Genomic DNA, 25,680 nt, shown 5'->3' on the forward strand with positions numbered 1-25,680 from the left:
GCGACGAGGCCCCGCCCCGGTCCCCGGGCGGCCGGGAATAAAACGGAGACCGCCTCCTGTTTGGCTTGCACGTACGCGGAACGTGAGTGACGCGACGAACGTGAACGACGTGACGAACTGGAGGCGCGGACCGGTGGACGTGGATGCGATTCGAGGGACGGCGGCCGGAACCGCACCCGTACCCCTGTCGGTGCTGGACCTGGTGACGGTCGGCAGCGGCTACACCGCGCACCGTGCGCTGCGGACCAGTGTGGAGATCGCGCGGCTGGCCGAGCGGCGCGGCTTCCACCGGCACTGGGTCGCCGAGCACCACTCCATGCCCGGCGTCGCCTCCTCCGCGCCGGCCGTGATCCTCGCCCACCTCGCCGCGCACACCAGCCGCATCCGGCTCGGCTCGGGCGGGGTGATGCTGCCCAACCACGCGCCGCTGGTGATCGCCGAGCAGTTCGGCACGCTGGAGGCGATGGCCCCGGGCCGCATCGACCTCGGGCTCGGCCGGGCGCCCGGCACGGACGGTGCGACGGCCGCGGCCCTGCGCCGCACCGACCGCCTGAACGAGGGCGCCGAGGACTTCCCCCAGCAGCTCGCCGAACTGACCCGCTTCCTCGACGACGACTTCCCGGACGGGCACCCCTACGCCCGCATCCACGCGGTGCCCGGCCCGGTGCAGGGCCCCTCGGCCCGCCCGCCAATCTGGCTGCTCGGCTCCTCCGGCTTCAGCGCCCGCCTTGCGGGTGCGCTGGGCCTTCCGTTCGCCTTCGCGCACCACTTCTCCGCGGCGAACACCGTGCCCGCGCTCGACCTCTACCGCGACTCCTTCCGGCCGTCGGAGATCCTGGACGCGCCGTACGCCCTGATCGGCGTCTCGGCGCTGGCCGCGGACGACGAGAAGCAGGCCAGGCGGCAGACCCTCACCAACGCCCTGTCGATGGTCCGCCTGCGCACCGGCCGCCCCGGCCTGGTGCCGACGCCGGAGGAGGCGGAGGCGTACCAATTCAGCGCGCTGGAGCGGGAGTTCGTCGACAGCTGGCTCGCCAACGTCATCTCCGGCACGGCGGACGAGGTGCGCGCCGGTCTGGACGCCCTCCAGAAGCGCACGGGCGCGGACGAACTGATGCTGACGGCGAACGCGCATGGCCCCGAGGTGAGGGTGCGCTCGTACGAACTGATAGCCAACGCATACGAATTGCCCTCCCTGACCCCCTGACCCCATTGGCCCGGCTGACCCCAACCCCGCCAGGGGCGCGGGTACCCAATCGGCGCGGCTGCCCCGAACCCCGCCAGGAACGCGGGGAACTGCGCGATCGGCCCCCACGGTCCGCGGGTGGACGGGGAGAGTTGGCGATGCAATCGGCGCGGCTGTCCCCCAACCCTGCCGGGGGGCGCGGGGAACTGCGCGACCAGCCAACGTGGCCCGCGGGTAACCGGTCGGGTGCGGGAGCGCCTGGTCCCAACTCCCTCGGCGGCAAGCGGGGTCGCACCCCGCTCCCGCGTCGCCGCGTGCGCCCGCCGACCGTGCGTGGCTCGTCGCGCAGTTCCCCGCGCCCCGTGGGGGTCGGGGCCCGGCCGGGCCGGAGGGATGGCCCAACTACGCTGAAAGCGGGCCGGATTCGGCTGAGAGCAGGGTGGTGAGTACCCCGGTCAGGGCGCGCCGCAGGGCGGGGTCGGTGATGAGCCCGGCCGGGCCGACGGCGCCCCGCGGCACCGGGACATGAACGGCCGCGGCGTCGACGACGTACGCCCCCGTGTAGCCGAGCACAGTCCGCAGCGCCGCATGCGCCCCCGCCGCCCCGGTCGGGCTGACCGAGGCGTTGACCCAGCCGACGGGCTTGTCGGAGATCTCGGTGCCGCCGACCGTCCAGTCGAGCAGGTTCTTGAAGGAGCCGGGCAGGTCACCCGCGTACTCCGGGGTGCAGATCAGGATCGCGTCCGCCGAGGCGATGAGGGCGCGCAGACGGGCCACCTCCGCGGGCAGCGGGTCGACGTCGTCGTCCGGGTTGAAGTGCGGGAGCGAGCCCATCCCGTCGTACGTGACGGACTTCGCGAGGCCCTCGGCGAGGTCCGCGACCGTGCGGACCACGGCCGAGTTGGTGGAGGCGGCGCGCAGGCTGCCGCTGATGAGCGCGAGGGTGGGGAGACCGGCCATGGCGCCGATCGTACGTCGGTAAAACCTGGGTCACCGCGGCGGACTGGTCCAGCGCCGCTCCCGGGGGCCGGAGGGCCGCAGATGGCTGGACGCTGGCGACGCAAAGCATCTCAACTCGGCCCCTGACAAGGGCGTTCACCACCAGATTGGTCTAGTCCTCAATTTGGTTCAGACCATTGACGTGGCCGGGATTCGATCGCTATCACTTCCTCAACCGCTTCCCCGCACCCCCTGTGCCCCGTCCCCCCGGAGGTCGTCTTGCAGCGCCGCAGACCCGTTGTTGCCGCCTTGAGCACCGCCGTGCTCGCCGCCGGCGCCCTGGCAGCCTTCGCGGGCCTCGGCACCGCGTCGGCCGCGACCACCGCCCAGAACGCCGCCGCACCCTCGACGGGCGGCGTGAAGATCGCGTACTACGACCAGTGGAGCGTGTACGGGAACGCCTTCTACCCCAAGCACCTCGACACCCGGGGCATCGCGGGCAAACTGGACGTCCTCAACTACTCGTTCGGCAACATCGACCCCACCAACCTCACCTGTTTCGAGGCGAACAAGGCGGCGGGCGACGACAACAACCCCAACGCCGGTGACGGCGCGGGCGATTCGTTCGCCGACTACCAGAAGTCGTTCTCGGCCGCCGACAGCGTCAGCGGCGTGGGCGACACCTGGAACCAGCCGATCGTGGGCGTCTTCAACCAGTTCAAGGAACTGAAGGCGAAGTACCCCAAGCTGAAGATCAACATCTCGCTCGGCGGCTGGACGTACTCCAAGTACTTCCACGACGCGGCCCTCACCGACGCCAGCCGCAAGAAGTTCGTCTCGTCCTGCATCAACCAGTACATCGCCGGAAACCTGCCGGTCGACGGCGGGTTCGGCGGCGCGGGCACGGCGGCCGGGATCTTCGACGGCGTCGACATCGACTGGGAGTACCCGGGCTCGCCCGACGGCCACCTCGGCAACCACTACGGCGCCGAGGACAAGGCCAACTACACCGCCCTGCTGGCCGAGTTCCGCTCGCAGCTCGACGCGTACGGAGCCGCGCACGGCGGCAAGCACTACCTCCTGACCGCGGCGCTCCCGGCCGGTCAGGACAAGATCAAGAACATCGAGACCAACAAGGTCGGCGCGTACCTCGACTACGCGAACATCATGACGTACGACATGCACGGCGCCTGGAACGCGACCGGCCCGACCTACCACCAGTCCCCGCTGGTCTCGCCCGCGAACGACCCGACGGACGTCATCAAGCCCGGCACCCAGAAGTACTCGATCTCCAACGCGATCGACTCCTGGATCGACGGCAACGCGGCCTACGGCATCGCGGGCGGTTTCCCCGCCAACAAGATCACGCTGGGGTACGAGTTCTACTACCGCGGCTGGAAGGGCGTCCCGGCCACCAACAACGGCCTCGCCCAGGCCGCGACCGGCCCCTCGGGCGCCCGGCCCACCAGCCAGGTCGCGGGAACCGCGCTCTACAAGGAGCTCGGCGGCATCGTCGACAACCCGGCGACCACGTTCTGGGACGCGGACGCGAAGGCCTCGTACTTCTACAAGGACGGCGAGTTCTTCACCGGCCTCGACAAGCAGTCCATCCAGGCCCGCGCCGACTACGCCCACCAGCGGGGCCTGGCGGGCGCGATGATGTACAGCCTGCTCGGCCTGGACGACAACACCACGCTGCTCAACTACATCGTGGACGCGGTCGGTTCGTCCCCCTCTTCCCCGGACCCGACGCCGACGGCCACCAGCTCCCCGTCGCCGACCCCGACCGCCACCAACAGCCCGACCCCGACGCCGGGCGGCTGCACCGCGGCGGCCTGGGACAGCGGCGCGACCTACACCGGAGGCAACCTGGTCTCCTACGGCGGTCACACCTGGAAGGCCCAGTGGTGGACGAAGGGCGAGCAGCCCGGCACCACCGGCCAGTGGGGCGTCTGGCAGGACCTCGGCGCCTGCTGACCCGGCCCTCCCCGCGCATCCGGACGCCCCGCCCCTCCACTGCGGAGGGGCGGGGCGTCCGTCGTCGTGCGGAGCCTCAGGCGGTCTGCGGGCTGGGGGCGATCATCCTGGCGATCCGGTCCGGCGCGACGGCCCGGGAGTACAGCCAGCCCTGGCCGGTGTCGCAGCCGATCCGGGCGAGCCGGCCCGCCTGTTCGGCGGTCTCCACGCACTCGGCGGTCACGGTGAGCCCGAGCCGGTGGGCGAGCTGGACCATGGCCTCGACGATGGTCTCGTCGGCCGGGTTGGGGTGGGCGCCGCCCTCGTCGTACTGGAAACCGCGCACGAACGACCCGTCCAGCTTGAGGACGGAGACGGGCAGCCGGCTCAGATAGGCGAGGTTGGAGTAGCCGGTGCCGAAGTCGTCGATCGCGATGTGCACGCCCATGTCGGACAGCGCCTGGAGGGCCTGGAGCGGACGGCCCGCCGAGCCCATCACCGCGGACTCGGTCAGCTCCAACTGGAGCAGGTGCGGCGCGAGGCCGGTCTCCGCGAGGATCTCCGCCACGTCCGCCACCAGGTCGGAGTCCCAGACCTGGCGGACCGCCACGTTGACGCTGACGAAGATCGGCGGCACCTCCGGGTGCTCGATCTGCCAGCGCCGGGCCTGCCGGCACGCGGAGCGCAGCACCCAGCGGCCGAGCTGGACCACCGAACCGTCTTCTTCAGCAATTCCGATGAACCGATTCGGCGGAAGCATCCCGAACTGCGGGTGGTTCCAGCGCACCAGCGCCTCGACGCCGTGCACGACGCCGTCGGCCATCCCCACCAGCGGCTGGTACTCCAGCGTGAACTCCCCGCGCTCCACGGCCGGGCGGAGCGTGGAGGACAGCGCCTGGCGGGTCATGCGGTGGGCGTTGCGCTCGGGGTCGAAGAGCGTCCAGCGGGCCTTGCCGTCGGCCTTCGCCCAGTACAGCGTGGTGTCCGCGGCCTGCATCAGGCCGGTCGCGGTGGTGCCGGCGCTGGCCCGCTCCACCACGCCGATCGACGCCGAGACCGACAGGCGCTGGCCCGCCAGGTCGAAGGGCCGCTGGAGCGCGTTCAGTACGGAGCGGGCGAGTTCGGCCAGCTGCTCGGTGCCCGTGGAGTCCTCCACCAGGACGGCGAACTCGTCGCCGCCGAGCCGCGCCACCAGGTGCCCGCCGCTGCGCGCGTATCCGGACTGGTCGGCGCACTCGGTGAGGCGGGCCGCGACCGCGCTGAGCAGCCGGTCGCCGACCCGGTGGCCGAGCGTGTCGTTGACCGCCTTGAATCCGTCGAGGTCGAGGTAGCAGATCCCGATGCGGCCGGTGCCGCCGTTGTCGTACGCGGACGCTTCGAGCGCGGAGTTGAGCCGCTCGAAGAACAGGGTGCGGTTGGGCAGGCGGGTCACCGGGTCGTGCATCTGGAGGTGGCGCAGCCGGGCCTGGAGCTCGCGCCGGTCGCTGATGTCCGCGATGGAGAGCAGCACGCTGGGGCTGTCGGGCACGGGCGCGACGGTGACCTCGGCCCAGAGCGAGTGCCCGTCGGGGTGCTTGAGGCGGCGGGTGCAGCGGAACCGGGTGCGGGCGCCGCGCAGCACTTCGCGGTAGGCGTGCCAGGTGCGGTTGTCGGCGGCCAGGTCGACGAGGTCGGCGGCGTCCTGCTCGTGCAGGGCCGCCGGGTCGGTGCCGAGGAGGTCGGCGAGCGCCTCGTTGGCGGCGACCACGGTGCCCTCGCGGTCGACGACGGCCATCGCGAGGTGGGCGGCGTTGAACGCGGCCTGGTAGTCGCGCAGTTCACAGGCGCTGCGCCCGGCCGTGTACCGCGCGGCCTGCTCGGCGCGCTCGGCCCGCAGCGCGGCGAGGAGCTCGGCGGCCCGGGTGGCGAGCGAGCCCGGGCGTGGGGGCGCGGAGGCGTCCGGGGCGGGGTCGTCCTGCTGTGGCGGGTGCTCGGGCAGGGGGTTTCCGGCGCGTTCCGGGGGGCGCTCCGCCACGGCGCCCGCGGTGCGGTCCTTATGACGCTCTGTGACGGGCGACCGGATGGTTCCGGGCGCCTGGCCCGGTCCTTCGGGGGTTCCGCTCACCGCTGGCTCCCGCAGTGCGATCGAGTTGTGCAGAGGTAGTACGGAGTTGCTCGGGTTCTTCGGCCGGGGTGGACGACAGCCTCGGGAGGCCGCATCCACGCAGGAAAGTGTGCCGATCATAGAGGCTGGCGCGAGGCGCGATCCAGCTTCGTCCTCGTGATCAAGAGCACCCGGAGTTCCGGGTCGATCGTTGGCCGATCGTTTCTGCGCGGCTGTGGCCGGGCTCGGCCCGTCGGTGATCGGTCGTGACTTTCCGTAAGTCGCCGGGGTGTCGGGCGCCTCACTCGTCTGGGGCAGCAGAACAGGGCATATCCGTAGAAACCTGCACAAAGTGGGCGGGATGTTCCGCATCCCGCTCCCGGAGGTCGACGTGCAGCGTCAGCAGACACCCGGGGGAGTGGAGCGTGTCCGGCTGCGCAGTGCGGCGGCGGCGCTCACCTCCCTCACGGCGCTCGCCGCCATCTCGCTGGTGTCGGGTCCCGCTGTCGCGGCGAACTCCGCGGTGCCGTGCGCGCTGCCCCGGACCAAGGCCCACCACTCGCTGGGCGTCGACACCTGGAACGCCGCCTACCCGCGGCCCGTCCGCTCCCTCCGTGCGGTGATGGTCTTCCTGTCCTTCCCGGACTCCAGGCCCGCCACCTCCCCCTCCGACCTGGCCGCCGACTACTTCCCCGCCACCAGCCGCTTCTTCGAGCAGGCCTCGTACGGCAAGTTCCGGCTCGACGCCGAGCCGCAGCGCGAATGGGTGCGGATGCCCGCCGCCTCGACCTCGTACCGCATGGAGCGCGACTGGGACCCGGACCAGCGCACCCGCTACTTGCAGGACGCGATCCGGGCGGCCGACCCGACCACCGACTTCTCGAAGTACGACATCATCTATCTGGTCGCGGACCCGGACGCGCCCGGCGTCGACTCCGACGCCACGAAGGTCGTCAACTTCGACCGGCCCGTACGCGCCGACGGGCGGGACATCAACCGGGTGGTGACGGTCTTCGAGCACCACCCGCCGGACCGCAACGTGCTGGCCCACGAGACCGGGCACGTCTTCGACCTGCCGGACCTCTACCACCGCCCCCAGGACGGCAAGAACGGCGACTGGGACACCTACGTCGGCGACTGGGACGTCATGGGCAGCCAGTTCGGGACGGCGCCGGACCTGTTCGGCTGGCAGAAGTGGAAGCTGGGCTGGCTGGACCGGCAGGAGGTCAGCTGTGTGACCGGCGACGGCACGACCCGGCTCACCCTGGAACCGCTGTCCGCGTCCCCCGCGAAGGCGGGCACGGGCAAGCGGCTCGCCGTGATCCGCACCGGCGAGGACCGCGCGATCGCCATCGAGGTACGGGACTCGGAGGGACTGGACCGGGCGAGCTGCAACCAGGGGCTGCTGGTCTACCGGGTCCGCAGCGGCTCGGCCTCCGGCGGCGGCCCGGTCCAGGTGCTCGACGCGCACCCGGACACGGCGGCGTGCTGGGAGAAGTCGGTGTACCCGCCGCTCGCGGACGCGCCGGTCGCGCTCGGCGAGACGTACACGGTGCCGGGCGAGGGCATCCGAATCGAGGCCGAGGGCCGGACGAAGTCGGGCGCCTGGACGGTCAAGATCTCCCACTGACCGGCCCCGCGGCGCTCCGGCCCCGGACACGAAGAAGCCCCCCGCTTCCGCGAGGGGCTTCTTCCGTCTGTGCGCCGCCAGGGACTCGAACCCCGGACCCGCTGATTAAGAGTCAGCTGCTCTAACCAACTGAGCTAGCGGCGCCTGCTGACGTCGTAGACATTAGCATCCTGATCGGCGCGAGGAAAAATCGATATCCGGGGAACGTCCGTGGACTCGTTCCTGGCCGCCCGCACGCAGGCCCACAGCAGTACGTCGGGCCCCGGCAGCCAGGGGCGGCGGGTGTCGGGGGCCACCAGCCAGCGGGCCGCACCCGCGTTGTCCCGGGCCGGGCGGACCAGGGCCGGGACCGTGACCGCGTCGCCCGCGCCGTGGCACAGGAGCGGTGGGACCGGCACGTCGGCGCCCTGCCACTCCTCCCACTCCAGGAGCGAGGGCAGGCGCTGCGCGGTGCCGGGGGCGGCGAACAGGAGCATGCGGCCCCGGTGCACCGCGACCGGCCCCGAGCCGGGCCCCTCGGCCCACAGCCGGTCGAGCATCCGGCGCCCGAAGATCGACGGCACGTTCACGACGTCGAAGACCCTCCCGCAGGGCAGCACGCCGGGCGCGGTCGGCCGGGCCTCCCAGAGGGAGAGCGTGCTGCGGGCGTGGGTGGCCGCCGACGACAGCCAGGCGGCGCCGGCCGCCGTGACCTCGCCGACCTGGTGACCGCCCTCGTCGCGCAGCGCCCGGAAGATGTCGTACGCGTCCTCGCCCCGGGCGGGCCCGCCGGGGCGGCCCACCGTCGAGAGCGGACTGCCGCCCGTCCTGGTCCCCCGGGTTCCGCCGCCCGTGCCGTTGTCACTGCTCATGCTCTACGTCTACCGGCTGGACAGGTTCCGCTTCGTCGGCTTGGCGGAAACCGGGACAGGGCGGGGCGGGAGGGCGTATCTTGCCCCCCGGCATATGCCCGGGGCGCGTGGGCGGGCCCTAGGGCACTTCCCCGGCCCGCAGCAGGTCCCGGCCGAACTCGATCATCTTCTTCGCGTAGTCCTCGGTCCACTGGGCCCGGTCCGCCACGTCCGCGGGGGTCAGCCGGTCGAAGCGGCGGGGATCGGCGAGCTGGGCCGCCGCGACCGCCTGGAACTCGACCGCCCGGTCGGCCGCCGCACGGAAGGCGAGGGCCAGCTCGGTCGCGCGGGAGAGGAGCGCCCGGGGATCCTCGATGGACTCCAGGTCGAAGAAGTGCTCCGGGTCGGCGGTGGCCTCGGAAGGCTCGAAGAGCAACGGCGCGGGCCTGAGCCGCTGCCGCTCCTCCTTCCGCTCGTGCTCCGGCATGTCTGTCCTCCCAGGGCAGGTCGTAGTTCACGGTCCGGGCGCCCGGGCCACCGTCCATTCTCCCGCCCCGGCGCAAGGGGGCCTTCGAATGCTTCGCGCCGGGGGCGGCGGGATCCGGGGCGGGCCGTGCGGGCGGCTCCGGTCGTGGGGCGGCCCCCGTCCGGCGGGCCGTGCGGAGGCGGTGGGGGCGGTCAGGGGTGCCAGGGGGTTCGGTGTTCTTCCAGGTGGGACAAGACCGCGTGGTTCGCCTCCCAGCCGTCCGGGCTGTGGCTGTTGGCCGCCTCCGGCGGCGTGCCGGACGCTGTCCGGCGGTGGGGGTGGTCAGGGGTGCCAGGGGGTTCGGTGTTCCTCCAGGTGGGACAGGACCGCGTGGTTCGCCTCCCACCCGTCCGGAAACTTCACCGTCACTCCCAGTTGGACCGGCTCGGTCGAGGGGTGGTCGTCCAGGAGGTCGGTCACGCCCGCGCGGCACACCACGATGCAAGCGTGCCGGTGCCGGGAGGCCAGGACGCACAGGCGGCCCGTCTCCAGGTGGAAGGCCGTCGCGTCCGGGCGCCCCGAGAGCGGGTGGAGCACCACCGTCACGTCGAACTCCCTTCCCTGGAGCCGGTTCGCGGTGTCGACGGCCACCCCCGTCACGCCGAGCTCCGCGAGCGCCGCCCGGATCGCGGCCGCCTGGTCGCGGTGCGCGGTGCCGACCGCGATCCGGGCGGCGGTGAGCGGGACCGGCTCGGGCGAGCGCTCGCTCGTCGCCGCCCCGCCCCGGTCCAGGAGGCGCCGTACGACGTGGGCGACGGCGTGGACCGCCTCCGGGTCGGTGCGCGGGGTGTGCCGGGCGGGCAGTTCGAGCAGGGCCCAGCCCGACTCCGCCGCCTCGTCGAGCGCCCGGTCCGGCGCCGAGCCGTTCGAGGCGACGCCGAAGGCGAGCCGCCGGTCACCGGGGCCGGTACCGCTGCGGAACGGTGTGAACGGATAGAACGCGTCCGAGACCAGCGGCGCCGCGGACGCCGGGAGGCGCCACGAGACGGGCAGCCGGTGCTGCGGCAGCTCCGGGTTGTGCGCGAGCAGCGTCGAGACCGCGCTCGCCGACGGGTCGTAGGAGAGCCCCGCCCACTGCTCGGCGTCGGCGATCGCGAAGGGGTCGAGCTGCCCCGGGTCGCCCACGAACAGCGCCCGCTCGAAGAGCCCCGCCACGGCGAGCAGCGCGTCGGAGCGCATCTGGTACGCCTCGTCGACGATCGCGTGCCGCCACGGCTCGACGTCCTTCACGTGCGCCCACTTCGCCGCCGTCGAGATCACGACGTCCAGCCCCGCGAGATCGCCCGCCTTCGACGACTTGCGTACGTTCTCCAGGTCGTCGAGGGCCTTGTCGTACGGGTCGCTCTCACTGCTGTGCAGGCGGCCGACCGGCAGGTCGGGGGCCTTCTCCGCGAGGCGGGCCACCAGGTCGTCGACCTGCGAGTTGGTCTGGGCTACCACCATCAACGGGCGCCCCGCCGCCGCCAGTTCGAGCGCCGCGCGCACCACGAGCGTGGACTTGCCCGCGCCGGGCGGCGAGTCGACGACGACGCCGCGGGCCGAGCCGTGCAGGGTGTCGGCGAGGATCGCGTCGGTGGCCCCGGCCGCGGCCGCGCCCGGATCGAAGGCGGTCACAGGAGGTCCTCGGGGGTCAGCGGGTCGGGCGGTTCGGCGGCGCCGCCCGGCGGGCCGCCGTGCGTCCACGGGGTGGCCTCCGGGTCGGGCAGCTTGGGGGCGCCGCGCTGCTCGTGCTCGAACAGCGTCCAGCAGATCCGGTCGCCCTTCTCGGGCACGGAGCCCGGCGCCGGGTCCTTGCTCCGTCCCATCTTGTCCAGGAGACGCAGCACGAGCACGCCCCCGGCCTCGTACGTCACGAACTCGGCCTTCTGCGGCTTGCCGTCCAGGGCGCGGTAGACCTTCGCGCCCTCGGCGAGGTGCGGGGCGTCGTCCGTGCGCAGGGACACCAGCGGGCGCGGGCTCGGGCGCTTGGACTCCGTCCACGCCTCCGCCACCTCGACGACCTCGCCCACGAACGCCTCGCCCGCGAGCCTGCGGGCCGCCATCACGAGCGGATCGTCCAGCGCCTCGCCCGCCTCCAGCTCGGCCTGCGCGCGCTCGCGCCGCAGCAGCTTGGTGGCGGCCGTCACCGCGTCGTCGCGGCGGGGCTGGGGCGGCTCGCCCGCGGTGACGCGGTCCCGGTGGCCGGTGAACGACCAGCGGTCGCTCGTCCAGCGCGCGGCCGCCCGCTCGCCCTCGGGGAGCTCGCGCAGCAGGTCGAGCGCGTGCCACACCGCCGTCCAGGTGGGCATGAGCTGCGCCGCCAGCAGACGCCGTATCTCCCGCTCCGCCGCGGTCAGTTGACCGAGGCGCTCGTCCGCCGCCAGTCCGTCCTCGGCCGCCTGGAGGGCCTGGCGGGCCCGGTCGTAGCGCTCCACGGCGGGGGCCAGCAGGCGGTTGTCGAACGCCGGGTCGGTGGCCGGACCGGCCGGCGGGCACAGCAGCTGGCCGTCCGCGCCGCGCGCCAGCTCGGCCCGCAGCGCCGCCCGGGCCCCGGACTCGCCCGCCGGCGGGTCGATCCAGGCGAGCAGCGCGCCCAGGTGCTGGTCCTCCAGGCTGGACTGGCCGGTCGCCCAGTGCCGGTTCAGGAGGTCGGTCGCGGCCAGCAGCAGCGCGGCGCCGGGGGTGCGGGCGCGCTCGGCGTAGTGCGTGAACCAGCGGCCGAGCAGCGGGACGCGGGGCGGCGCCGGATAGGGCGCGTCCGGATCCTGCTCGGCGGTGCGGCGGAACCGCATCGAGCGGCCCAGCAGGCGTACGAAGTCGATGCCGGCCCGGCCGGGGACGATCAACTGCGGCGCGTCCGCGCACAGTTCGACCTCGACCTTGGTCTTCTTGCCCGTCTCCGGGTCGGTCTCGGAGCGCTCGGTGAGCTCGACGTCGCCGGCGTACGCCTCCAGGTACGGCAGGACGGCCTCCGCGAGGTCGGCCAGGAAGGTGAAGCGCAGATCGCGGTCGCGGGGCTGGGGCACCACGAGCAGGGTCGGCGCCTCGCGGTCGGTGCCGACCAGCGCGCCGAGCGGGGCGCCCGCCTCGCCCGCCGTGGTGAGCGGCACGAAGACGAGGGGCCGCTCGGAGAGGTGGCGGTGGCGGACGGTGGCCAGCGGCCGGGCCCGGCCGGACTCCACGGCCTCCAGGCGGGCCAGGGTGGCGATCAGCGACATGGCACACCCGCCTCCGCGCGCAGGGCGGCCGCACGGCGCACCGCGGCCACCGTGGGATCGGCGGGGTCGCCCGACTCGCCGCGCGCGGCCGCGAGGACCTCGCCGATCGTCGTCAGGCCGCCGAGCTCGCCGCGCAGGGAGCGGCCCAGCGCCGTCACCGCGCCCTCCTCGCGGGCCCGGCCCCGGCAGTGGAAGGCCAGCTCGCAGGCGGCCAGGCACTCCGGCGCGTACACCGCGGGAACCGCCTCGACGGCCGCGGCCAGGGCCTCGCCGGACTGGCCGTCCAGGTCGAAGGTGGTGCCAGGCGGCAGCGCCTCCGCGATGTCCTCGATGCGGGCCAGGCGGGCCAACTGGCGCCGGGTGACCGAGCGTTGCTTGCGTACGTCGACGACGGAGGCGGTCGGCAGGTTGGAGAAGTCCTTCGGGCAGACAAGGAGGACCGAGTGGTCCACCGAGGCGCCCTCGGTGCGCGCCGCGACCCGCTCCAGGGCCAGCACGTACACCGCGGACTGGCGGGCGGCGGCGCCCACCTTCGACGGGTCGGCCGCCGCGTCGATCATGGGGAAGGACTTGATCTCGACGACCGTCCAGCGGCCGTCGGGGTGCACCACCACCGCGTCCGGCTCCAGATAGGCGGGGGAGCCCGCCACCTCCAGGGCCAGCATCGGATGGTCGAGCAGCGCCCAGCTTCCGGCCGCGGTGGCCTCGCGCAGCGCGAGCGCGGTGCGGGCCGCGCGGCCCTCGGGACCGGCCGCCGCGAGATCGGGGGCCACCGCCTCGCCGGGCGGCTCGGAGCCCGCCGCGCCCATCCGCTCGTGCAGCAGACGGAGCAGCTCGGTGCCGCCGTCGCCCTTCACCTTCGCCTCGAAGGCGTTGCCCCGCATGAACGCGAACTGGGACTGGCCGAACGCGGCCGACGGCGCGCCGATCGCCTCGGCGAGCGCGCCCTTGTCCACCCCGGCGCCGTCGAGCAGGGCGCGTCTGCGGCAGCCCGGGTTCGCCGCGAGGGCCGCCAGCGCGCGGGCGTCCAGCGGCCGGGCCGCCAGGGACGGGCCGCGCAGCTCAGCGAGCCGTCGACGCAGTGCTGTCGTCGGCTTCTGCGGGGGTGTCGGAGGAGGTCCGCTGCCCAGGGATTCGCTCACCCGCCGAAGTCTCGCATCCGGCACTGACAATCGAGGCGCGGGTGGAGGAAGAGACGGGTGCGAAACGGGTGCGGACGCGTTCCGCGAGCCGCATCAGCGGCTTCGAGAGCAGCAGTCCCAGGCCCATCACGGCGGCGCCCGCGACCGCGTCGAGGAGATAGTGGTTGGCCGTGCCCATCACCACGAACGTGATGGTCAGCGGGTACGCGACGGCGACGGTCTTCGTCAGGCGGCTGCCGCCGAACCGCCACAGCATCACCCCGCACCACAGGGCCCATCCGACGTGCAGGCTGGGCATCGCGGCGAACTGGTTGGTCATGCCGCCCATGCCGCGCGGGGCGCTCGCCTCGCCGCCCCACCAGCCGTACGAGCTGTACTGGGCCATCGTGTCGGTGAAGCCGTGCACCGCCGGGAGCAGTCGGGGCGGGCAGGTCGGCAGGAAGGTGAAGCCGATCAGGCCGAGCAGGGTGGAGGTCATCAGCCAGCCGCGGGCGGCCCGGTACCGGGTGGGGCGCCGGTGGAACAGCCAGATCAGGACGGCCGGGGTGACCAGGTAGTGCAGTGACCCGTATATGAAGTCGGCGGGTATGCCCAGCGCCGGGGTGTGCGTGAACAACCGGTTCAGCGGGTGCTCGGCGTTGAGATGGAGGGCCTTCTCGATGCGCAGGATGGACAGCCCGTGCTCGACGGCGAGCGGTTCGTTGCCGCGTACGATCAGGCGTCCTGCGGTGTAGGCCCCGTACACGAGCGCGATCAGCGGGAGTTCGGTCCACCAGCGTGGTCGCGTGGCGTGCTGCGGTGGCTGCATCCGGCAGGTTCCCCCAACTGGTTCTCGGGCTGCCCGCTCGGGGCCTCCGGTTTTTTGGCGTGCGTTCAACCGTACGGTGTAAGTGATCGCCTTCACGCAGCACCCCGGTGTTCGGTCAGACGTCGGGATCCGGCTCGAGGTTGCCTCAAGCGGTACGCGATGATGGTGAGGGAACATTTCGTACGGATCGGGAGAGAACGCTCATGGCAGCCGCCGCACCGCGCATCCTGCTGGCCCGGCACGGGCAGACCGAGTGGTCGCTCGCCGGCAAGCACACCGGCCGGACCGACATCCCGCTCCTGGACGAGGGCCGGCGCGGCGCGAAGCTCCTCGGCGAGCGGCTGCACCGGGAGCCCTGGGGCGGGCTGCCCGGCGTCGAGGTCCGCACCAGCCCGCTGGTGCGGGCGTCCGAGACGTGTGAGCTGGCCGGGTTCGGGGACCGGGCCGAGCCGTGGGACGCGCTCATGGAGTACGACTACGGTGCCTACGAGGGCATGGCGCCGCCCGAGATCCAGGCCGTGCGGCCCGGCTGGTTCATCTGGCGCGACGGGGTGCCGGACGGGGAGACCCTGGCGCAGGTCTCCGCGCGGGCGGACGAGGTCGTCGCCTGGGCGCGGTCCGCCGGGCGGGACGTGCTGGTCTTCGCCCACGGGCACATTCTGCGGTCCATCGCGGCGCGCTGGCTGGGCGAGGACGTCTCCTTCGCGGCCCGCGTCCGGCTCGATCCGACGTCGCTGTCGGTGCTGGGGTGGGCGTATGGGGCGCCGGCGGTGGAGCGCTGGAACGACACGGGCCACCTCGAGCGATAACCCCGGGGCCCGCCCCCGCCCCCCTGCCTCCGGGGCCCTGCCCCACCCCGACCAGCCCTGGGGCTCCGCCCCAGACCCCGGGATGCCCCTCCCCGCCCCTTCCCTAGACCCTCCGGGGGTTGAAGGCGCTCCTGGGGGCTCCGCCCCCAGACCCCCGTTCGCGCCTGAACGGCGCTCGTCCTCAATCGCCGGACGGGCTGAAGATGCTGATGCTGACCAGCACCATGCCGCTAAGGGGCGCGGGGAACTGCGCGAGAAGCGGGCACGGTCCGCGGACGAAAGGGGGTTTCAAGGGGCGCGGGGAACGGCGCGAGCAACCACGTACGGTCCGCGGACCAGAGCGCTCCGAATGCTCAAATCCCTCGGCCCCCCGCCCTCTCGGCCCCCCCCCGCCCCCTCGGCCCCCGGCCCCTCGCCCCCGCCCCCGGAGGGTTTAGGGAAGGGGCGGGGTGGGGGAGGCGAAACCGGGTCAGACTGCTACCGCGGCTCGTCGTTCCAGGAAGGCGGCCACCTCCGGGGAGGCCCGGTGGGGGGCCAGGATGCGGGACGTGTCCGCCAGCATCGCCTGGATCCGGGTGGACTGGACCTGGTTCAGCAGGTCCAGGACCTGCTGCCCCGCCGCGGCGGACTCGGCGGGCGCCCCCGCCCGAGCGAGATCGTCCGCGAGCTCGGCCCGGTACAGCGCCAGGTTGCGGGCGAAGTGCGGATCCTGCAGCGTCGCCGCCCGGTGCGCGTGCCGGGCCGCCCGGGACCAGTCGCCGAGCGCCGAGAAGCACTGCGCCTGGAGCATCTCCAGCTCGGCCTCGACGAAGAAGGTCATCCACTCGGGGTCGGCGGACGAGGCACCCCGGGCGAAGTAGTGGTGGGCGCGCGCGAGTGACTCCTCGCACGCCGAGCGGTCGCCGAGCCCCGACCAGCCCCCGGCCTCGCGCAGCGCGAGCAGCGAGAGGAGCCGGGGCGAGCCGAGCGGGCGCGCCGCGCGTTCGCCCGCCTGCGCCGCCCGCATCGCCTCGCGCGGCCGGCCCATGTCCCTGGCCAGGAAGGACATGTTGCAGAACGCGTGGGCCTCCAGGCCCGGATCGCCCGCGAGGCGGGCCGTGGCGAGGGCCTCGGCGTAGTGCGAGCGGGCCTCGCCGAAGCGGCCCGAGTCGTGCGCCAACCAGCCGACGGAGATGGCCAGTTCACCGGCCCCGGTGTGCAGCCGATCCTGCGTGGAACGCCGTGCCGCGCTGGCGTCGAGCAGCGCGTACGCGGTGCGCAGCGGCTGGGCGGCGCGCTGGTAGAGCCCGTCCGCGCCGTGCCGGTCGTCCAGGAGCCTGATCCGGCGCACCGCCTCTTCGACGGCGTTCACCTCGGCCTCGCCGACGCGCTGGACGGCCTGTGCGGGTGCCAGGCCGAGGCCCAGCGAGACGGCCGCCACCGTGGCGGTGGAGCCCGTCATGAATGCGCGACGCAGCACGTCGCTCTCCTCGTGGTTCTGGGGGTCGTGATCATCGGGCGAATCGTGGTTCGGATGCTCGGGGCGGGGTGCGACCTGAAGCAGGGGCGCACCGGAGAGGGGACGCGCCCCTCGGCCCCGTACCGCCTCCCTTGCCGAGAACCCCAGATCGGCCAGGGTCAAACCGGGGAACATGTGCCGGAAGACCCTCTCGTACGCATAGTTGGGGCAGCGGATCTCGCCGTTCTCCACGCGTCCGATGTACCGGGCGTCGCAGGCCACCTGTTCGCCGATCTCGCGGGCGGCCCGGCGGACCGCGGCCGCGAACTCGCCCGGCGAACGGGCACCCCTCAACTGCCGGAAGGCCACGTTGGGTTCCCGCGTGAGCCGGCGCGGCGTCCGGGTGTTCCGCGCGTTCACCGGGGGGTCTGCCTGGGGATCGGGTGACGGCGCCATGGCTCGACAGCTCTCTCTGGCGGGGTGGTGCGGAGCAAGAACGTACCTGCTGTGACGACGCGTTCACGCAGTGTTTGGCTACAAACCGGATATCTCACCCGCGATCCGCCATGAACTGCCATCCTTTGCGGCGGCGCGGCGCCGTTCCCCTTGACGCGCAAGGGCGTTGAACCATGTGGAGAGCGCCAGACACCGCAGAGACGCGGAGGGCTTGCCTTGTTGGAGGACTGCGTGAACACCGACACCGACATCGACCTCACAGGCTCCGGTACGCAGACGACGGCCGTCCGGCATCCGCATTCACCGCAGGCGAGCGCCCCGCCGGTCCTCGGGTGCCCCGTCGAGGAGCCCTGCGACCTGGTCACGGTGCCCGCCCGTCAGGGCCTGGAGGCCGTCGACATCATCCGCCGCGGCGCCGCCCCGGCCGCCGTCGGGCCCGTCCTGCACGACGGGACCTGCGACACCCTCGGGTTCCTTGTGCCGTCCGGCACCGCCGCCGCCTGGGACGTGCCGGGCAGCGCCTGTACGGAGACCAACGGGCGGGGGCTGCGCATCGAGGGGCTGCCCGTCGCGCCCCCCGTCACCGGCTCGGGCTGGCTCCTCCCCCCGAACACCACCGAGGTCACCGACCCCGGGCTGCTCCGCGCGGCCCTCGGCGAGGCGGCCCGCATGATCGAGGCGGCCGACGGGATCCGCGAGGCCGAGGGCCGCTGACCGGCGCCGCGGCGCGGGAAGGCGGCACCCGCCCGGCCGGTCGATAATGGCCGGATGGCGAAAAGCAGCAGGCGGCGCGGGCCCGAGCCCGTCGTCGAGACGGTGGACGGCGGACTCGCCGAGCTCATACCCGACCGGGACGGGACCGGCGGGTGGACCCTGCTGCTCGACGGGGCGCCCCAGTCGCACGTGGACCTCGAAGCCCCCCAGCGGCTGACCTTCGAGTACCAGCGCCGCCTCGGCCACGTCATCGACCTCGCCGCCCCGCCCGGCCAGGCCCTGAACGTGCTGCACCTGGGCGGCGGAGCCTTCACCCTGGCCCGCTACATCGCGGCCACCCGCCCCCGCTCCACCCAGCAGATAGTCGAGCTCGACGCCGCGCTCGTCCAGCTCGTACGCCGTGAGCTGCCGCTCGATCCCGGGGCCCGCATCCGGGTGCGCGGGGGCGACGCGCGGGCCGGGCTCGCCAAGCTCCCGGACGGCTGGGCCGACCTCGTCATCGCCGACGTGTTCAGCGGGGCCCGCACCCCGGCCCACCTGACCAGCGCCGAGTTCCTCGCGGACGTACGCCGGGTGCTGAGGCCGGGCGGCACGTACGCCGCGAACCTCGCCGACGGGCCGCCGCTCGCGCATCTGCGGGGCCAGATCGCGACCGCCGCCCAGGTCTTCCCCGAACTCGCGCTCGCCGCCGACCCGACGGTGCTGCGGGGCAAACGGTTCGGCAACGCGGTGCTCGTCGGCTCGGCCGTGCCGCTGCCGGTCGCCGAGCTGACCCGGCGGATCGCGGGCGACCCGCACCCTGGCCGCGTCCAGCACGGGCGTGAGCTCGCCGACTTCACGGGCGGGGCCGCCGCGGTGAGCGACGCGAGCGCCAAGCCCTCGCCCGCGCCGCCGGCCGGGGCCTTCCGCTGAGCGTGCCGAGGCGGCGACTCGGCGGCTTCCGCGTCAGGTGTTGTTGATCTCCACCGAGGGCGGGTGGCCGTTCCAGGTGCAGAACACCGAGACCGTCTCGCTGCCGCGCGTGAACGTGACCCGGATCCACTGCGTCTGGATCCAGCGCTCCATCTGCCAGCCCGAGGCGGGCGTCGCGGAGACGAGCTGTGCCGAGGTGTCACCGAGGTCGAAGACCACCCGGCCGCCCGAGACGTTGTACCCCTGCACCGCGCCCGAATTGGCCGGATTGCCGGAAGTGGTCGATGGTGGGGGCGACTTGGCGCCCGACGGGTCGGGCGAGGGCGCGCGGCTGCCCGACGGCTTGCCGTCCCCGGCGTCCTTCGACGGTTTCCGCGCGGCGGAGGACGAAGGGGAGGGCGGGGGCTCCTGGGGGCGACGGGTCGAGGAGGCGTCCGGCCGCGAGCCCTGCGCGAGGTGCGCGTCGCCGCTGATCGGCAGGGCGCGGGGCGGGTCGTACACCGTGCCGGCCATCACCGTGTGGACACCCCACCAGGACAGCGTCACCGCCGCTCCGGTGGCCAGCGACCACGCCAAACCGTGTACGAGTCCTCTGTGCATCCGGGCCATACTGCACCACGAGCCCCACCCGTGTCCCGCCACCGCCGACTCCCCTCCCACGAGGGACTCCGCTGCTGCGGATGGCGTACGGTGCGGGCCATGGCAAGTGTGCTCGTGGTCGAGGACGACCAGTTTGTCCGCTCCGCCCTCATCCGCCACCTCACCGAGGCCTCCCACACGGTACGGAGCGTCGGCACGGCACTGGAGGCGCTGCGCGAAGTGGCCCATCTCCGTTTCGACGTGGTCATCCTGGACCTCGGACTGCCCGACCTCGACGGGTCCGAGGCGCTGAAGATGCTGCGCGGCATCACCGACGTACCGGTGATCATCGCGACCGCGCGGGACGACGAGACGGAGATCGTCCGGCTGCTCAACGACGGCGCGGACGACTACCTCACCAAGCCGTTCTCCGTGGAGCACCTCTCCGCGCGGATGGCCGCCGTGCTGCGCCGGGCGCGCGCCACGGCCGGGGCCGAACCGCCGTCCCGGGTGCTCCAGGTCGGCGGGCTCCGCGTCGACCCGCTGCGCCGCCAGGCCGAACTCGACGGCGCCCAGCTCGACCTGACCCGGCGCGAGTTCGACCTGCTCGCCTTCCTCGCCGGGCGGCCCGGCGTCGTGGTGCCCCGCAGGGAGCTGCTCGCCGAGGTGTGGCAGCAGTCGTACGGTGACGACCAGACCATCGACGTCCATCTGTCCTGGCTGCGGCGGAAGTTGGGCGAGACCGCGGCCCGGCCGCGCTATCTGCACACGCTGCGGGGCGTCGGCGTCAAGCTGGAGCCACCACAGTGAGGTGGGCGCTCGTCAAGGTCTGCCTCGCCGTCACCGTGATGGTCGTGGTGGCCTTCGCGGTGCCGCTCGGCATGGTCATCAAGGAGATGGCCCGCGACCGGGCGTTCTCCAACGCCGAACGCCAGGCCGCGGCGATCGGGCCGACCCTGTCCATCACCACCGACCGCGACGCGCTGGAACGCGCCGTCGCCTCCACCCAGTCCGGCGCCGAGAACCGGATGGCCGTGCACGTCCCGGCGGACCCCGCGGTCCCCGGCAGCGCGCCGGTGAAGATCGGCAAGCAGCGCGCCGCCGACAAGGACCTCGAAGCCACCCGCAAGGTCATCAAGGCCTCGACCACCGACGTCGCGGGCGGCTCCGCGCTGCTCCAGCCCACCGCGCTGAGCTCCGGCCAGATCGCCATCGTCGAGGTGTTCGTGCCGGAGGCCGAGGTGACCAACGGCGTGACGACCGCCTGGCTGGTCCTGGCCGGGGTCGGCATCGGCCTGATCATCGGCTCCGTGGCCGTCGCCGACCGGCTCGGCGTACGCATGGTCCAGCCCGCCCAGCGCCTCGCGGGCGCGGCGCAGGACCTGGGCGAGGGCAAGCTCGGCGCGCGGGTCCCCGAGGAGGGGCCCACCGAACTGCGCTCGGCGGCCGTCGCCTTCAACTCCATGGCCGACCAGGTGGTCCAACTCCTCGCGAACGAGCGGGAGTTGGCGGCCGACCTCTCGCACCGGCTGCGTACGCCGCTCACCGTGCTCCGCCTCAACGCGGCCTCCCTCGGCGACGGGCCCGCGGCCGAGCAGACCCGGGCGGCGGTCGAGCAGCTGGAGCGGGAGGTCGACACGATCATCCGCACCGCGCGCGAGGCCAAGCCCAAGACCCAGCCCGCCGGGCCGGGAGCGGGGTGCGACGCCTGCGAGGTCATCCTGGAGCGGATGGAGTTCTGGTCGGCGCTGGCCGAGGACGAGGGCCGCGAGGTACGGCTCGCGGGCGTCGACCGGCCCGTGCGCATCCCGGTGGCCCGGGCCGACCTCGTGGCCGTGCTCGACGCACTGCTCGGCAACGTGTTCCGGCACACGCCGGAGGGGACGGCCTTCTCGGTGGACGTCCACAACGGCGAGGACGCGGTGATCGTGCTGGTCTCCGACGCGGGGCCCGGCATCTCCGACCCCCAGGCTGCGCTGGCGCGGGGCAACAGCGGGGGGCGGCCCGGGTCCACGGGGCTGGGGCTCGACATCGTGCGGAGGGTCGCCGAGTCGACGGGGGGTGACGTCCGGATCGGGCATTCCGTGCTGGGCGGCACGGAGGTTCGCCTCTGGATCGGGCTCGGGCCTGCGTCGCCGGGGCGCCGCGGTCACCGGGTCCGCGGCCGCTCCCGCCGCCCCCGCCGAGGCGCCCCGGCCTGACCTTTCCCCACTCCGCCCCTTCCCGCTGTGACACTCCGCGGCTCCGCCGCGTGGCCTCCGGGGGAGGGGTGTTCGGCCAACGGCCGTGGGTGGTTGGCCGCGCACTTCCCCGCGCCCCTGTCAGCACTGGTGCTGGTCGGCATGGGCAACCTCAGCCCGTGGCCGGGCTTAACCTCCCCCCATCGCATCCTTAAGCCCACCCTAAGATCCCCAACCCACGCCCTGAACTGGGCATTTGTCCGGTTCGGCCTCGCTAGCGTGCTCCCGCACCCCGGAAACGGAATCCCGCACCCCCGTAACGCAGAGGCAGGCACGGCATGGGCAGCAGTACGCATCGGCGCAAGGCGAGCGGCACGACCAAGGTGATCGGCACGGTGGCCGCCGCCGCGGTCGTCGGCGGCGCGGCCTTCGCGCTCACCGGCACCGCGCAGGCCGCCTCGGTGGGCGCGGCGTACACCAGGACCAGCGGCTGGACCGGTGGTTACACCGGGCAGTACGTCATCACCAACGACACCAACAAGACGCTCCCCGACTGGACCCTGGAGTTCGACCTCCCGGCCGGCACCACGCTCTCCTCCCTCTGGAACGGCGACCAGAGCGTGAAGGGGCAGCACGTCACCGTGAAGCCGCCGAGCTGGGACAGGGCCGGGCTCGCCCCGGGCAAGTCGGTCACCGTCGGCTTCGTCACCTCGGCCAACGGTGCCGCGGGCGACCCGACCGGCTGCCTCATCGACCAGGAGAAGTGCTCCGTCGACACCGGGGCCACCCCGCGGCCCAGCGGCCGCCCCACCGGACAGCCCACCCCCCAGCCCTCCCGGTCGGCGAGCACCAGGCCGACCGCCGAGCCGTCGAAGTCGGCGACCGCGATACCCACCCCCAGCAAGAGCACCGGGGGCGGTACCGCGAGCGGCGCCGGGTTCGCGCCGTACGTCGACACCTCGCTCTACCCGGCGTACGACCTCGTGGGCACCGCCGACGCGACCGGCGTCAAGCAGTTCAACCTCGCCTTCGTCACCTCCGGCGGCGGCTGCGCCCCGCTGTGGGGCGGCGTCAGCGACCTCGCGAGCGACAAGGTCGCCTCACAGATCGGCGCGCTGCGTGCCAAGGGCGGCGATGTGCGGGTCTCCTTCGGCGGCGCCTCCGGCTCCGAACTCGGCCTCGTCTGCAAGAGCGCGGACGAGCTGGCCGCCGCATACGGCAAGGTCATCGACGCGTACAAGCTCAGCAAGGTCGACTTCGACATCGAGGGAGCCGCGCTGCCCGACACCGGCGCCAACGCCCGCCGCGCGCAGGCCATCGCGACGCTCCAGCGGTCCCACCCCGGGCTCGACGTCTCCTTCACGCTGCCGGTGATGCCCGAGGGCCTCACCCAGCCCGGCGTCGACCTGGTCGCCGACGCCAAGAGGAACGGGGTGAAGGTCTCCGCCGTCAACATCATGGCGATGGACTACGGCCCCTCCTACAGCGGTGACATGGGCGACTACGCGATCCAGGCCGCCACGGCGACCCAGGCCCAGATCAAGGGAGTTCTCGGTCTGTCCGACGCCGCCGCATGGAAGGCCGTCGCCGTCACACCGATGATCGGCGTCAACGACGTCGGCGTGGAGAAGTTCACCGTCGCCGACGCCACCAAGCTGGTGGACTTCGCGAAGTCCAAGGGCCTCGGATGGCTCGCCATGTGGTCCGGCGCCCGCGACAAGCAGTGCCCGGGCGGCGCCAAGAACTCCGCCGACCCGACCTGCTCCTCGATCGTGCAGGAGCCGCTCGCCTTCACCAAGGCCTTCGGCGCCTACAAGTAGCCGTCCGTCCACCCCTCAGCTCCCCGGCCGGGACCGCCCTTCCCCCACCCCGGCCGGGGTCCGCTCAGTCGCCCGCCGCCCTGGCCACGAGCGCCAGGACCCCGGCGGCGATCACCACGGCGGGCACCACGCCCCACCCGATCACTCCGAACGCGGCGAGCACGGCCGTCAGAGGCACGATGACCAGCAGGAACGGCAGCACCGAGTACCGGTTCATCCCTCGGCCCCCCGGCGTGCCGCGTCCAGGTAGCCGGTCAGCCCGTCCCACTGGCCCGGCCGTGCCGAGGCGTCGCCGGACAGCGCCGCCGGGTCCTCGCGCCAGGCCTCCCGTACGCCGGCGGAGAGCGACCGGTCGCCGCCGCTGAACAGCGTGCCCAGCTCGTCCATCCGGGCCGCGATCCGGCGTACGCGCGGATCCGTCGGCGGGGCGCCGGATACCCTCAACTCCTCGGCCCGCCGGTACAGTTCGGGCCATTCGACCTCCAGCAGATAGTGCGCGGCCGGGCCGAGGGCCGCGGTGTGGGCGCCGAGCGCCCGTACCTGGTCGTCGTCGAGGTGGCGGCGCACGGCCTGTTCGGCCGCCGGGCCCGCCGCGCCGGTGGCGCGCAGCGCGTCGAGCACCGCCGAGGCCGTCGGTGCCCGGCCGTCCGCCACCTCCCGCTCGATGTGCACGAGCCGGTCGCGCAGGGCGGTGAGGGAGGCGAGCCGCGCCTCGACGCTCTCGCGGTGGTCGCGCAGGACACGCGTCGGGTCGACGCCGGAGTCCAGGCAGACGGCGATGGATTCCAGGCCCAGACCCAGGCCGCGCAGGGCGAGCACCTGGTAGAGCCGGGCGATGTCGTCCTCGGTGTACTCCCGGTGCCCGCCCGCGGTGCGGCGCGAGGGCGAGAGCAGCCCGATGGTGTCCCAGTGGTGCAGCGTGCGGACGGTGAGCCCGCTGGCCTCGGCCAGGGGGCCCACCTTCCAGGTGGATGCGGTCATGGCTCCACTGTGCGTCCTCACGCGGCGTGAGGTTCAAGCCCGGCGCCGGATCGGTGACCCGGCACCGGCCGCCGCCTCCCTCGGGGCGTCACGCCTCGGGCAGCTCTCCCGTCCGGGCCAGCTCCGCGTACCAGTGGGCGCTCGACTTCGGGGTGCGGGCCAGCGTCTCGTAGTCCACGTACACCGCGCCGAACCGCTTGCCGTACCCGTACGACCACTCGAAGTTGTCCATCAGCGACCAGAGGTAGTAGCCCCGCACGTCCGCGCCCGCCTCCATCGCCCGGCGCACCGCCGCGAGGTGGTCGCGCAGGTAGCGGATGCGGTCCGGGTCGTGCACCGAGCCGTCGGGGCCGGGCTTGTCGTCGCAGGCCGCGCCGTTCTCGGTGATCAGGAGCGGCAGTCCCGGGGCCTCCTTGGTGTAGCGCATCAGCAGGTCGTACAGGCCCGACGGGTCGATGCTCCAGCCCATCGCGGTCCGCTCGCCCGGCGGCTGGTGGAAGGCGATGCCGGTGGCGCCCGGCCAGGGCGAGTGCGCGCTCGCGCCGTGGCCGTCCGCGCGGGCGTCGGCCCGGTCCGGGTCGGCCGCCGAGACCAGGGACGTCGTGTAGTAGTTGAGGCCGAGCGCGTCGAGCGGCCGGCGGATCGCGCGCAGGTCGCCGTCGTGCACGAAGGACCAGTCGGTGACCGCGGCGGTGTCCGCGAACAGCCGTCCGGGGTAGGCGCCGTGCAGCATCGGGCCGTGGAAGACGCCGTTGGCCAGGTCGTCGATCCTGCGCACCGCCGCCAGGTCTGCCGGGTCCTGCGAAAGCGGCCTGATCACGGCCGAGTTGAGGCTCACCGCGATCTGGTCCCGGGCGGGCAGCACCCCCCGCAGGGCCGAAGTCGCCTCGCCGTGACCGAGGTTGAGGTGGTGGGCGGCGCGCAGCGAGGCCGCCGGGTCGGTGCGGCCCGGCGCGTGGACGCCGGACGCGTACCCCAGGAAGGCGCTGCACCACGGCTCGTTGAGCGTGGTCCAGCGCTCCACCCGGTCGCCGAGCGCGGCGCCGACCAGCGCCGCGTACTCGGCGAAGCGGAAGGCGGTGTCCCGGGCGGGCCAGCCGCCCGCGTCCTCCAGCTCCTGCGGCAGGTCCCAGTGGTAGAGGGTGAGCGCGGGCGCGATGCCGTGGTCCAGCAGCTCGTCGACCAGGCGCCGGTAGAAGTCGAGCCCCAGCTGGACGGCGGGCCCGCGCCCGGTGGGCTGCACCCGCGACCAGGAGACGGAGAAGCGGTACGAGGTGAGCCCGAGCTCGGCCATCAGCGCGACGTCCTCGCGCATGCGGTGGTAGTGGTCCACCGCGAGGTCCCCGGTGTCGCCGTCGGCGGTCCGGCCGGGGGTGTGGCTGAAGGTGTCCCAGATCGACGGGGTGCGGCCGTCCTCCGCCGCCGCCCCCTCGATCTGGTAGGCGGAGGTGGCGGCGCCCCAGAGGAACCCGGGCGGAAAGCGGTCGGACATAC

At 73.5% G+C, this 25,680-nt stretch carries 22 protein-coding genes and 1 tRNA gene; 9 read left to right on the forward strand and 14 right to left on the reverse strand.

Translation table 11 applies throughout. The features are described from left to right. The first annotated feature begins 109 nt into the window (after nt 1–109). Complete coding sequence (locus AC07F3_RS05860; RefSeq protein WP_479110872.1) at nt 110–1,207, forward strand: LLM class flavin-dependent oxidoreductase; 1,098 nt, start codon at nt 110–112, stop codon at nt 1,205–1,207. 381 nt (nt 1,208–1,588) lie between these two features. Here AC07F3_RS05860 and AC07F3_RS05865 read toward each other — a convergent pair whose 3' ends face one another. Beyond that, the gene (locus tag AC07F3_RS05865) at nt 1,589–2,146 is read right to left on the reverse strand and encodes an NADPH-dependent FMN reductase (RefSeq protein ID WP_479110874.1); all 558 of its coding nucleotides are present in this window, start codon (nt 2,144–2,146) and stop codon (nt 1,589–1,591) included. Nucleotides 2,147–2,434: 288 nt separating this feature from the next. On the opposite strand from AC07F3_RS05865, the gene AC07F3_RS05870 reads away from it, so the two are divergent. After that, on the forward strand, nt 2,435–4,102 hold the full coding sequence (locus AC07F3_RS05870) for a glycosyl hydrolase family 18 protein (protein WP_479110876.1): 1,668 nt from the start codon (nt 2,435–2,437) through the stop codon (nt 4,100–4,102). A gap of 76 nt (nt 4,103–4,178) precedes the next feature. On the opposite strand, the gene AC07F3_RS05875 is transcribed toward AC07F3_RS05870, so the two are convergent. Continuing rightward, nucleotides 4,179–6,185, reverse strand: coding sequence for a putative bifunctional diguanylate cyclase/phosphodiesterase (locus AC07F3_RS05875; RefSeq protein WP_479110878.1), 2,007 nt, complete (start codon nt 6,183–6,185; stop codon nt 4,179–4,181). A 340-nt stretch (nt 6,186–6,525) separates the two neighbouring features. Between AC07F3_RS05875 and AC07F3_RS05880 the strand changes: the two genes are divergently transcribed. Further along, complete coding sequence (locus AC07F3_RS05880; RefSeq protein WP_479110880.1) at nt 6,526–7,794, forward strand: M6 family metalloprotease domain-containing protein; 1,269 nt, start codon at nt 6,526–6,528, stop codon at nt 7,792–7,794. A 70-nt stretch (nt 7,795–7,864) separates the two neighbouring features. Here the strand turns inward: AC07F3_RS05880 and AC07F3_RS05885 are convergent. The 7 genes from AC07F3_RS05885 to AC07F3_RS05915 all read right to left on the reverse strand — a co-directional run bounded on the left by AC07F3_RS05885 (nt 7,865) and on the right by AC07F3_RS05915 (nt 14,297). Further along, nucleotides 7,865–7,938, reverse strand: a tRNA-Lys gene (locus AC07F3_RS05885). Next, nucleotides 7,929–8,645: a bifunctional DNA primase/polymerase gene (locus tag AC07F3_RS05890; RefSeq protein WP_479110882.1), complete on the reverse strand. Its 717-nt coding sequence runs from the start codon at nt 8,643–8,645 to the stop codon at nt 7,929–7,931. The genes AC07F3_RS05885 and AC07F3_RS05890 overlap by 10 nt, the downstream gene beginning before the upstream one ends. Before the next feature lie 118 nt (nt 8,646–8,763). Beyond that, nucleotides 8,764–9,111 (reverse strand): hypothetical protein, encoded by a 348-nt coding sequence (locus tag AC07F3_RS05895; protein WP_114036703.1) that lies wholly within the window; start codon nt 9,109–9,111, stop codon nt 8,764–8,766. A gap of 321 nt (nt 9,112–9,432) precedes the next feature. Beyond that, nucleotides 9,433–10,764, reverse strand: a complete 1,332-nt coding sequence (locus tag AC07F3_RS05900) for an AAA domain-containing protein (protein ID WP_479110884.1) — start codon at nt 10,762–10,764, stop codon at nt 9,433–9,435. Continuing rightward, on the reverse strand, nt 10,761–12,347 hold the full coding sequence (locus tag AC07F3_RS05905; protein WP_479110886.1) for a hypothetical protein: 1,587 nt from the start codon (nt 12,345–12,347) through the stop codon (nt 10,761–10,763). Before AC07F3_RS05905 ends, AC07F3_RS05900 begins: the two co-directional genes overlap by 4 nt. Then, the gene (locus AC07F3_RS05910; RefSeq protein ID WP_479110888.1) at nt 12,338–13,489 is read right to left on the reverse strand and encodes a hypothetical protein; all 1,152 of its coding nucleotides are present in this window, start codon (nt 13,487–13,489) and stop codon (nt 12,338–12,340) included. Before AC07F3_RS05910 ends, AC07F3_RS05905 begins: the two co-directional genes overlap by 10 nt. After that, nucleotides 13,410–14,297 (reverse strand): phosphatase PAP2 family protein, encoded by an 888-nt coding sequence (locus tag AC07F3_RS05915; protein WP_479110890.1) that lies wholly within the window; start codon nt 14,295–14,297, stop codon nt 13,410–13,412. The genes AC07F3_RS05910 and AC07F3_RS05915 overlap by 80 nt, the downstream gene beginning before the upstream one ends. A gap of 203 nt (nt 14,298–14,500) precedes the next feature. On the opposite strand from AC07F3_RS05915, the gene AC07F3_RS05920 reads away from it, so the two are divergent. Beyond that, entirely contained in the window at nt 14,501–15,106 is a 606-nt protein-coding gene (locus tag AC07F3_RS05920) for a histidine phosphatase family protein (protein ID WP_479110892.1), read from the forward strand. 469 nt (nt 15,107–15,575) lie between these two features. On the opposite strand, the gene AC07F3_RS05925 is transcribed toward AC07F3_RS05920, so the two are convergent. Beyond that, complete coding sequence (locus AC07F3_RS05925) at nt 15,576–17,000, reverse strand: tetratricopeptide repeat protein (protein ID WP_479110894.1); 1,425 nt, start codon at nt 16,998–17,000, stop codon at nt 15,576–15,578. A gap of 231 nt (nt 17,001–17,231) precedes the next feature. Between AC07F3_RS05925 and AC07F3_RS05930 the strand changes: the two genes are divergently transcribed. Further along, the gene (locus AC07F3_RS05930; RefSeq protein ID WP_479110896.1) at nt 17,232–17,714 is read left to right on the forward strand and encodes a hypothetical protein; all 483 of its coding nucleotides are present in this window, start codon (nt 17,232–17,234) and stop codon (nt 17,712–17,714) included. A gap of 54 nt (nt 17,715–17,768) precedes the next feature. Next, the gene (locus AC07F3_RS05935; RefSeq protein ID WP_479110898.1) at nt 17,769–18,626 is read left to right on the forward strand and encodes a spermidine synthase; all 858 of its coding nucleotides are present in this window, start codon (nt 17,769–17,771) and stop codon (nt 18,624–18,626) included. Nucleotides 18,627–18,659: 33 nt separating this feature from the next. Here AC07F3_RS05935 and AC07F3_RS05940 read toward each other — a convergent pair whose 3' ends face one another. Next, entirely contained in the window at nt 18,660–19,226 is a 567-nt protein-coding gene (locus AC07F3_RS05940; RefSeq protein WP_479110900.1) for a hypothetical protein, read from the reverse strand. 99 nt (nt 19,227–19,325) lie between these two features. Here AC07F3_RS05940 and AC07F3_RS05945 point away from each other — a divergent pair, with 99 nt between their 5' ends. The 3 genes from AC07F3_RS05945 to AC07F3_RS05955 all read left to right on the forward strand — a co-directional run bounded on the left by AC07F3_RS05945 (nt 19,326) and on the right by AC07F3_RS05955 (nt 23,205). Then, nucleotides 19,326–20,015: a response regulator transcription factor gene (locus AC07F3_RS05945; protein WP_479110902.1), complete on the forward strand. Its 690-nt coding sequence runs from the start codon at nt 19,326–19,328 to the stop codon at nt 20,013–20,015. Beyond that, nucleotides 20,012–21,406, forward strand: a complete 1,395-nt coding sequence (locus tag AC07F3_RS05950; RefSeq protein ID WP_479110903.1) for a sensor histidine kinase — start codon at nt 20,012–20,014, stop codon at nt 21,404–21,406. The genes AC07F3_RS05945 and AC07F3_RS05950 overlap by 4 nt, the downstream gene beginning before the upstream one ends. Before the next feature lie 317 nt (nt 21,407–21,723). Beyond that, on the forward strand, nt 21,724–23,205 hold the full coding sequence (locus AC07F3_RS05955) for a cellulose binding domain-containing protein (RefSeq protein ID WP_479110905.1): 1,482 nt from the start codon (nt 21,724–21,726) through the stop codon (nt 23,203–23,205). 64 nt (nt 23,206–23,269) lie between these two features. On the opposite strand, the gene AC07F3_RS05960 is transcribed toward AC07F3_RS05955, so the two are convergent. From AC07F3_RS05960 to AC07F3_RS05970, 3 genes are all read right to left on the reverse strand, one after another. Then, nucleotides 23,270–23,422: a hypothetical protein gene (locus AC07F3_RS05960; RefSeq protein ID WP_479110907.1), complete on the reverse strand. Its 153-nt coding sequence runs from the start codon at nt 23,420–23,422 to the stop codon at nt 23,270–23,272. Continuing rightward, nucleotides 23,419–24,186: a MerR family transcriptional regulator gene (locus AC07F3_RS05965; RefSeq protein WP_479110909.1), complete on the reverse strand. Its 768-nt coding sequence runs from the start codon at nt 24,184–24,186 to the stop codon at nt 23,419–23,421. Before AC07F3_RS05965 ends, AC07F3_RS05960 begins: the two co-directional genes overlap by 4 nt. 88 nt (nt 24,187–24,274) lie before the next feature. After that, nucleotides 24,275–25,678: a GH1 family beta-glucosidase gene (locus AC07F3_RS05970; RefSeq protein WP_479110911.1), complete on the reverse strand. Its 1,404-nt coding sequence runs from the start codon at nt 25,676–25,678 to the stop codon at nt 24,275–24,277. Nucleotides 25,679–25,680: the final 2 nt, after the last annotated feature.

The organism is Streptomyces sp. NPDC045846 (genome assembly GCF_056431605.1).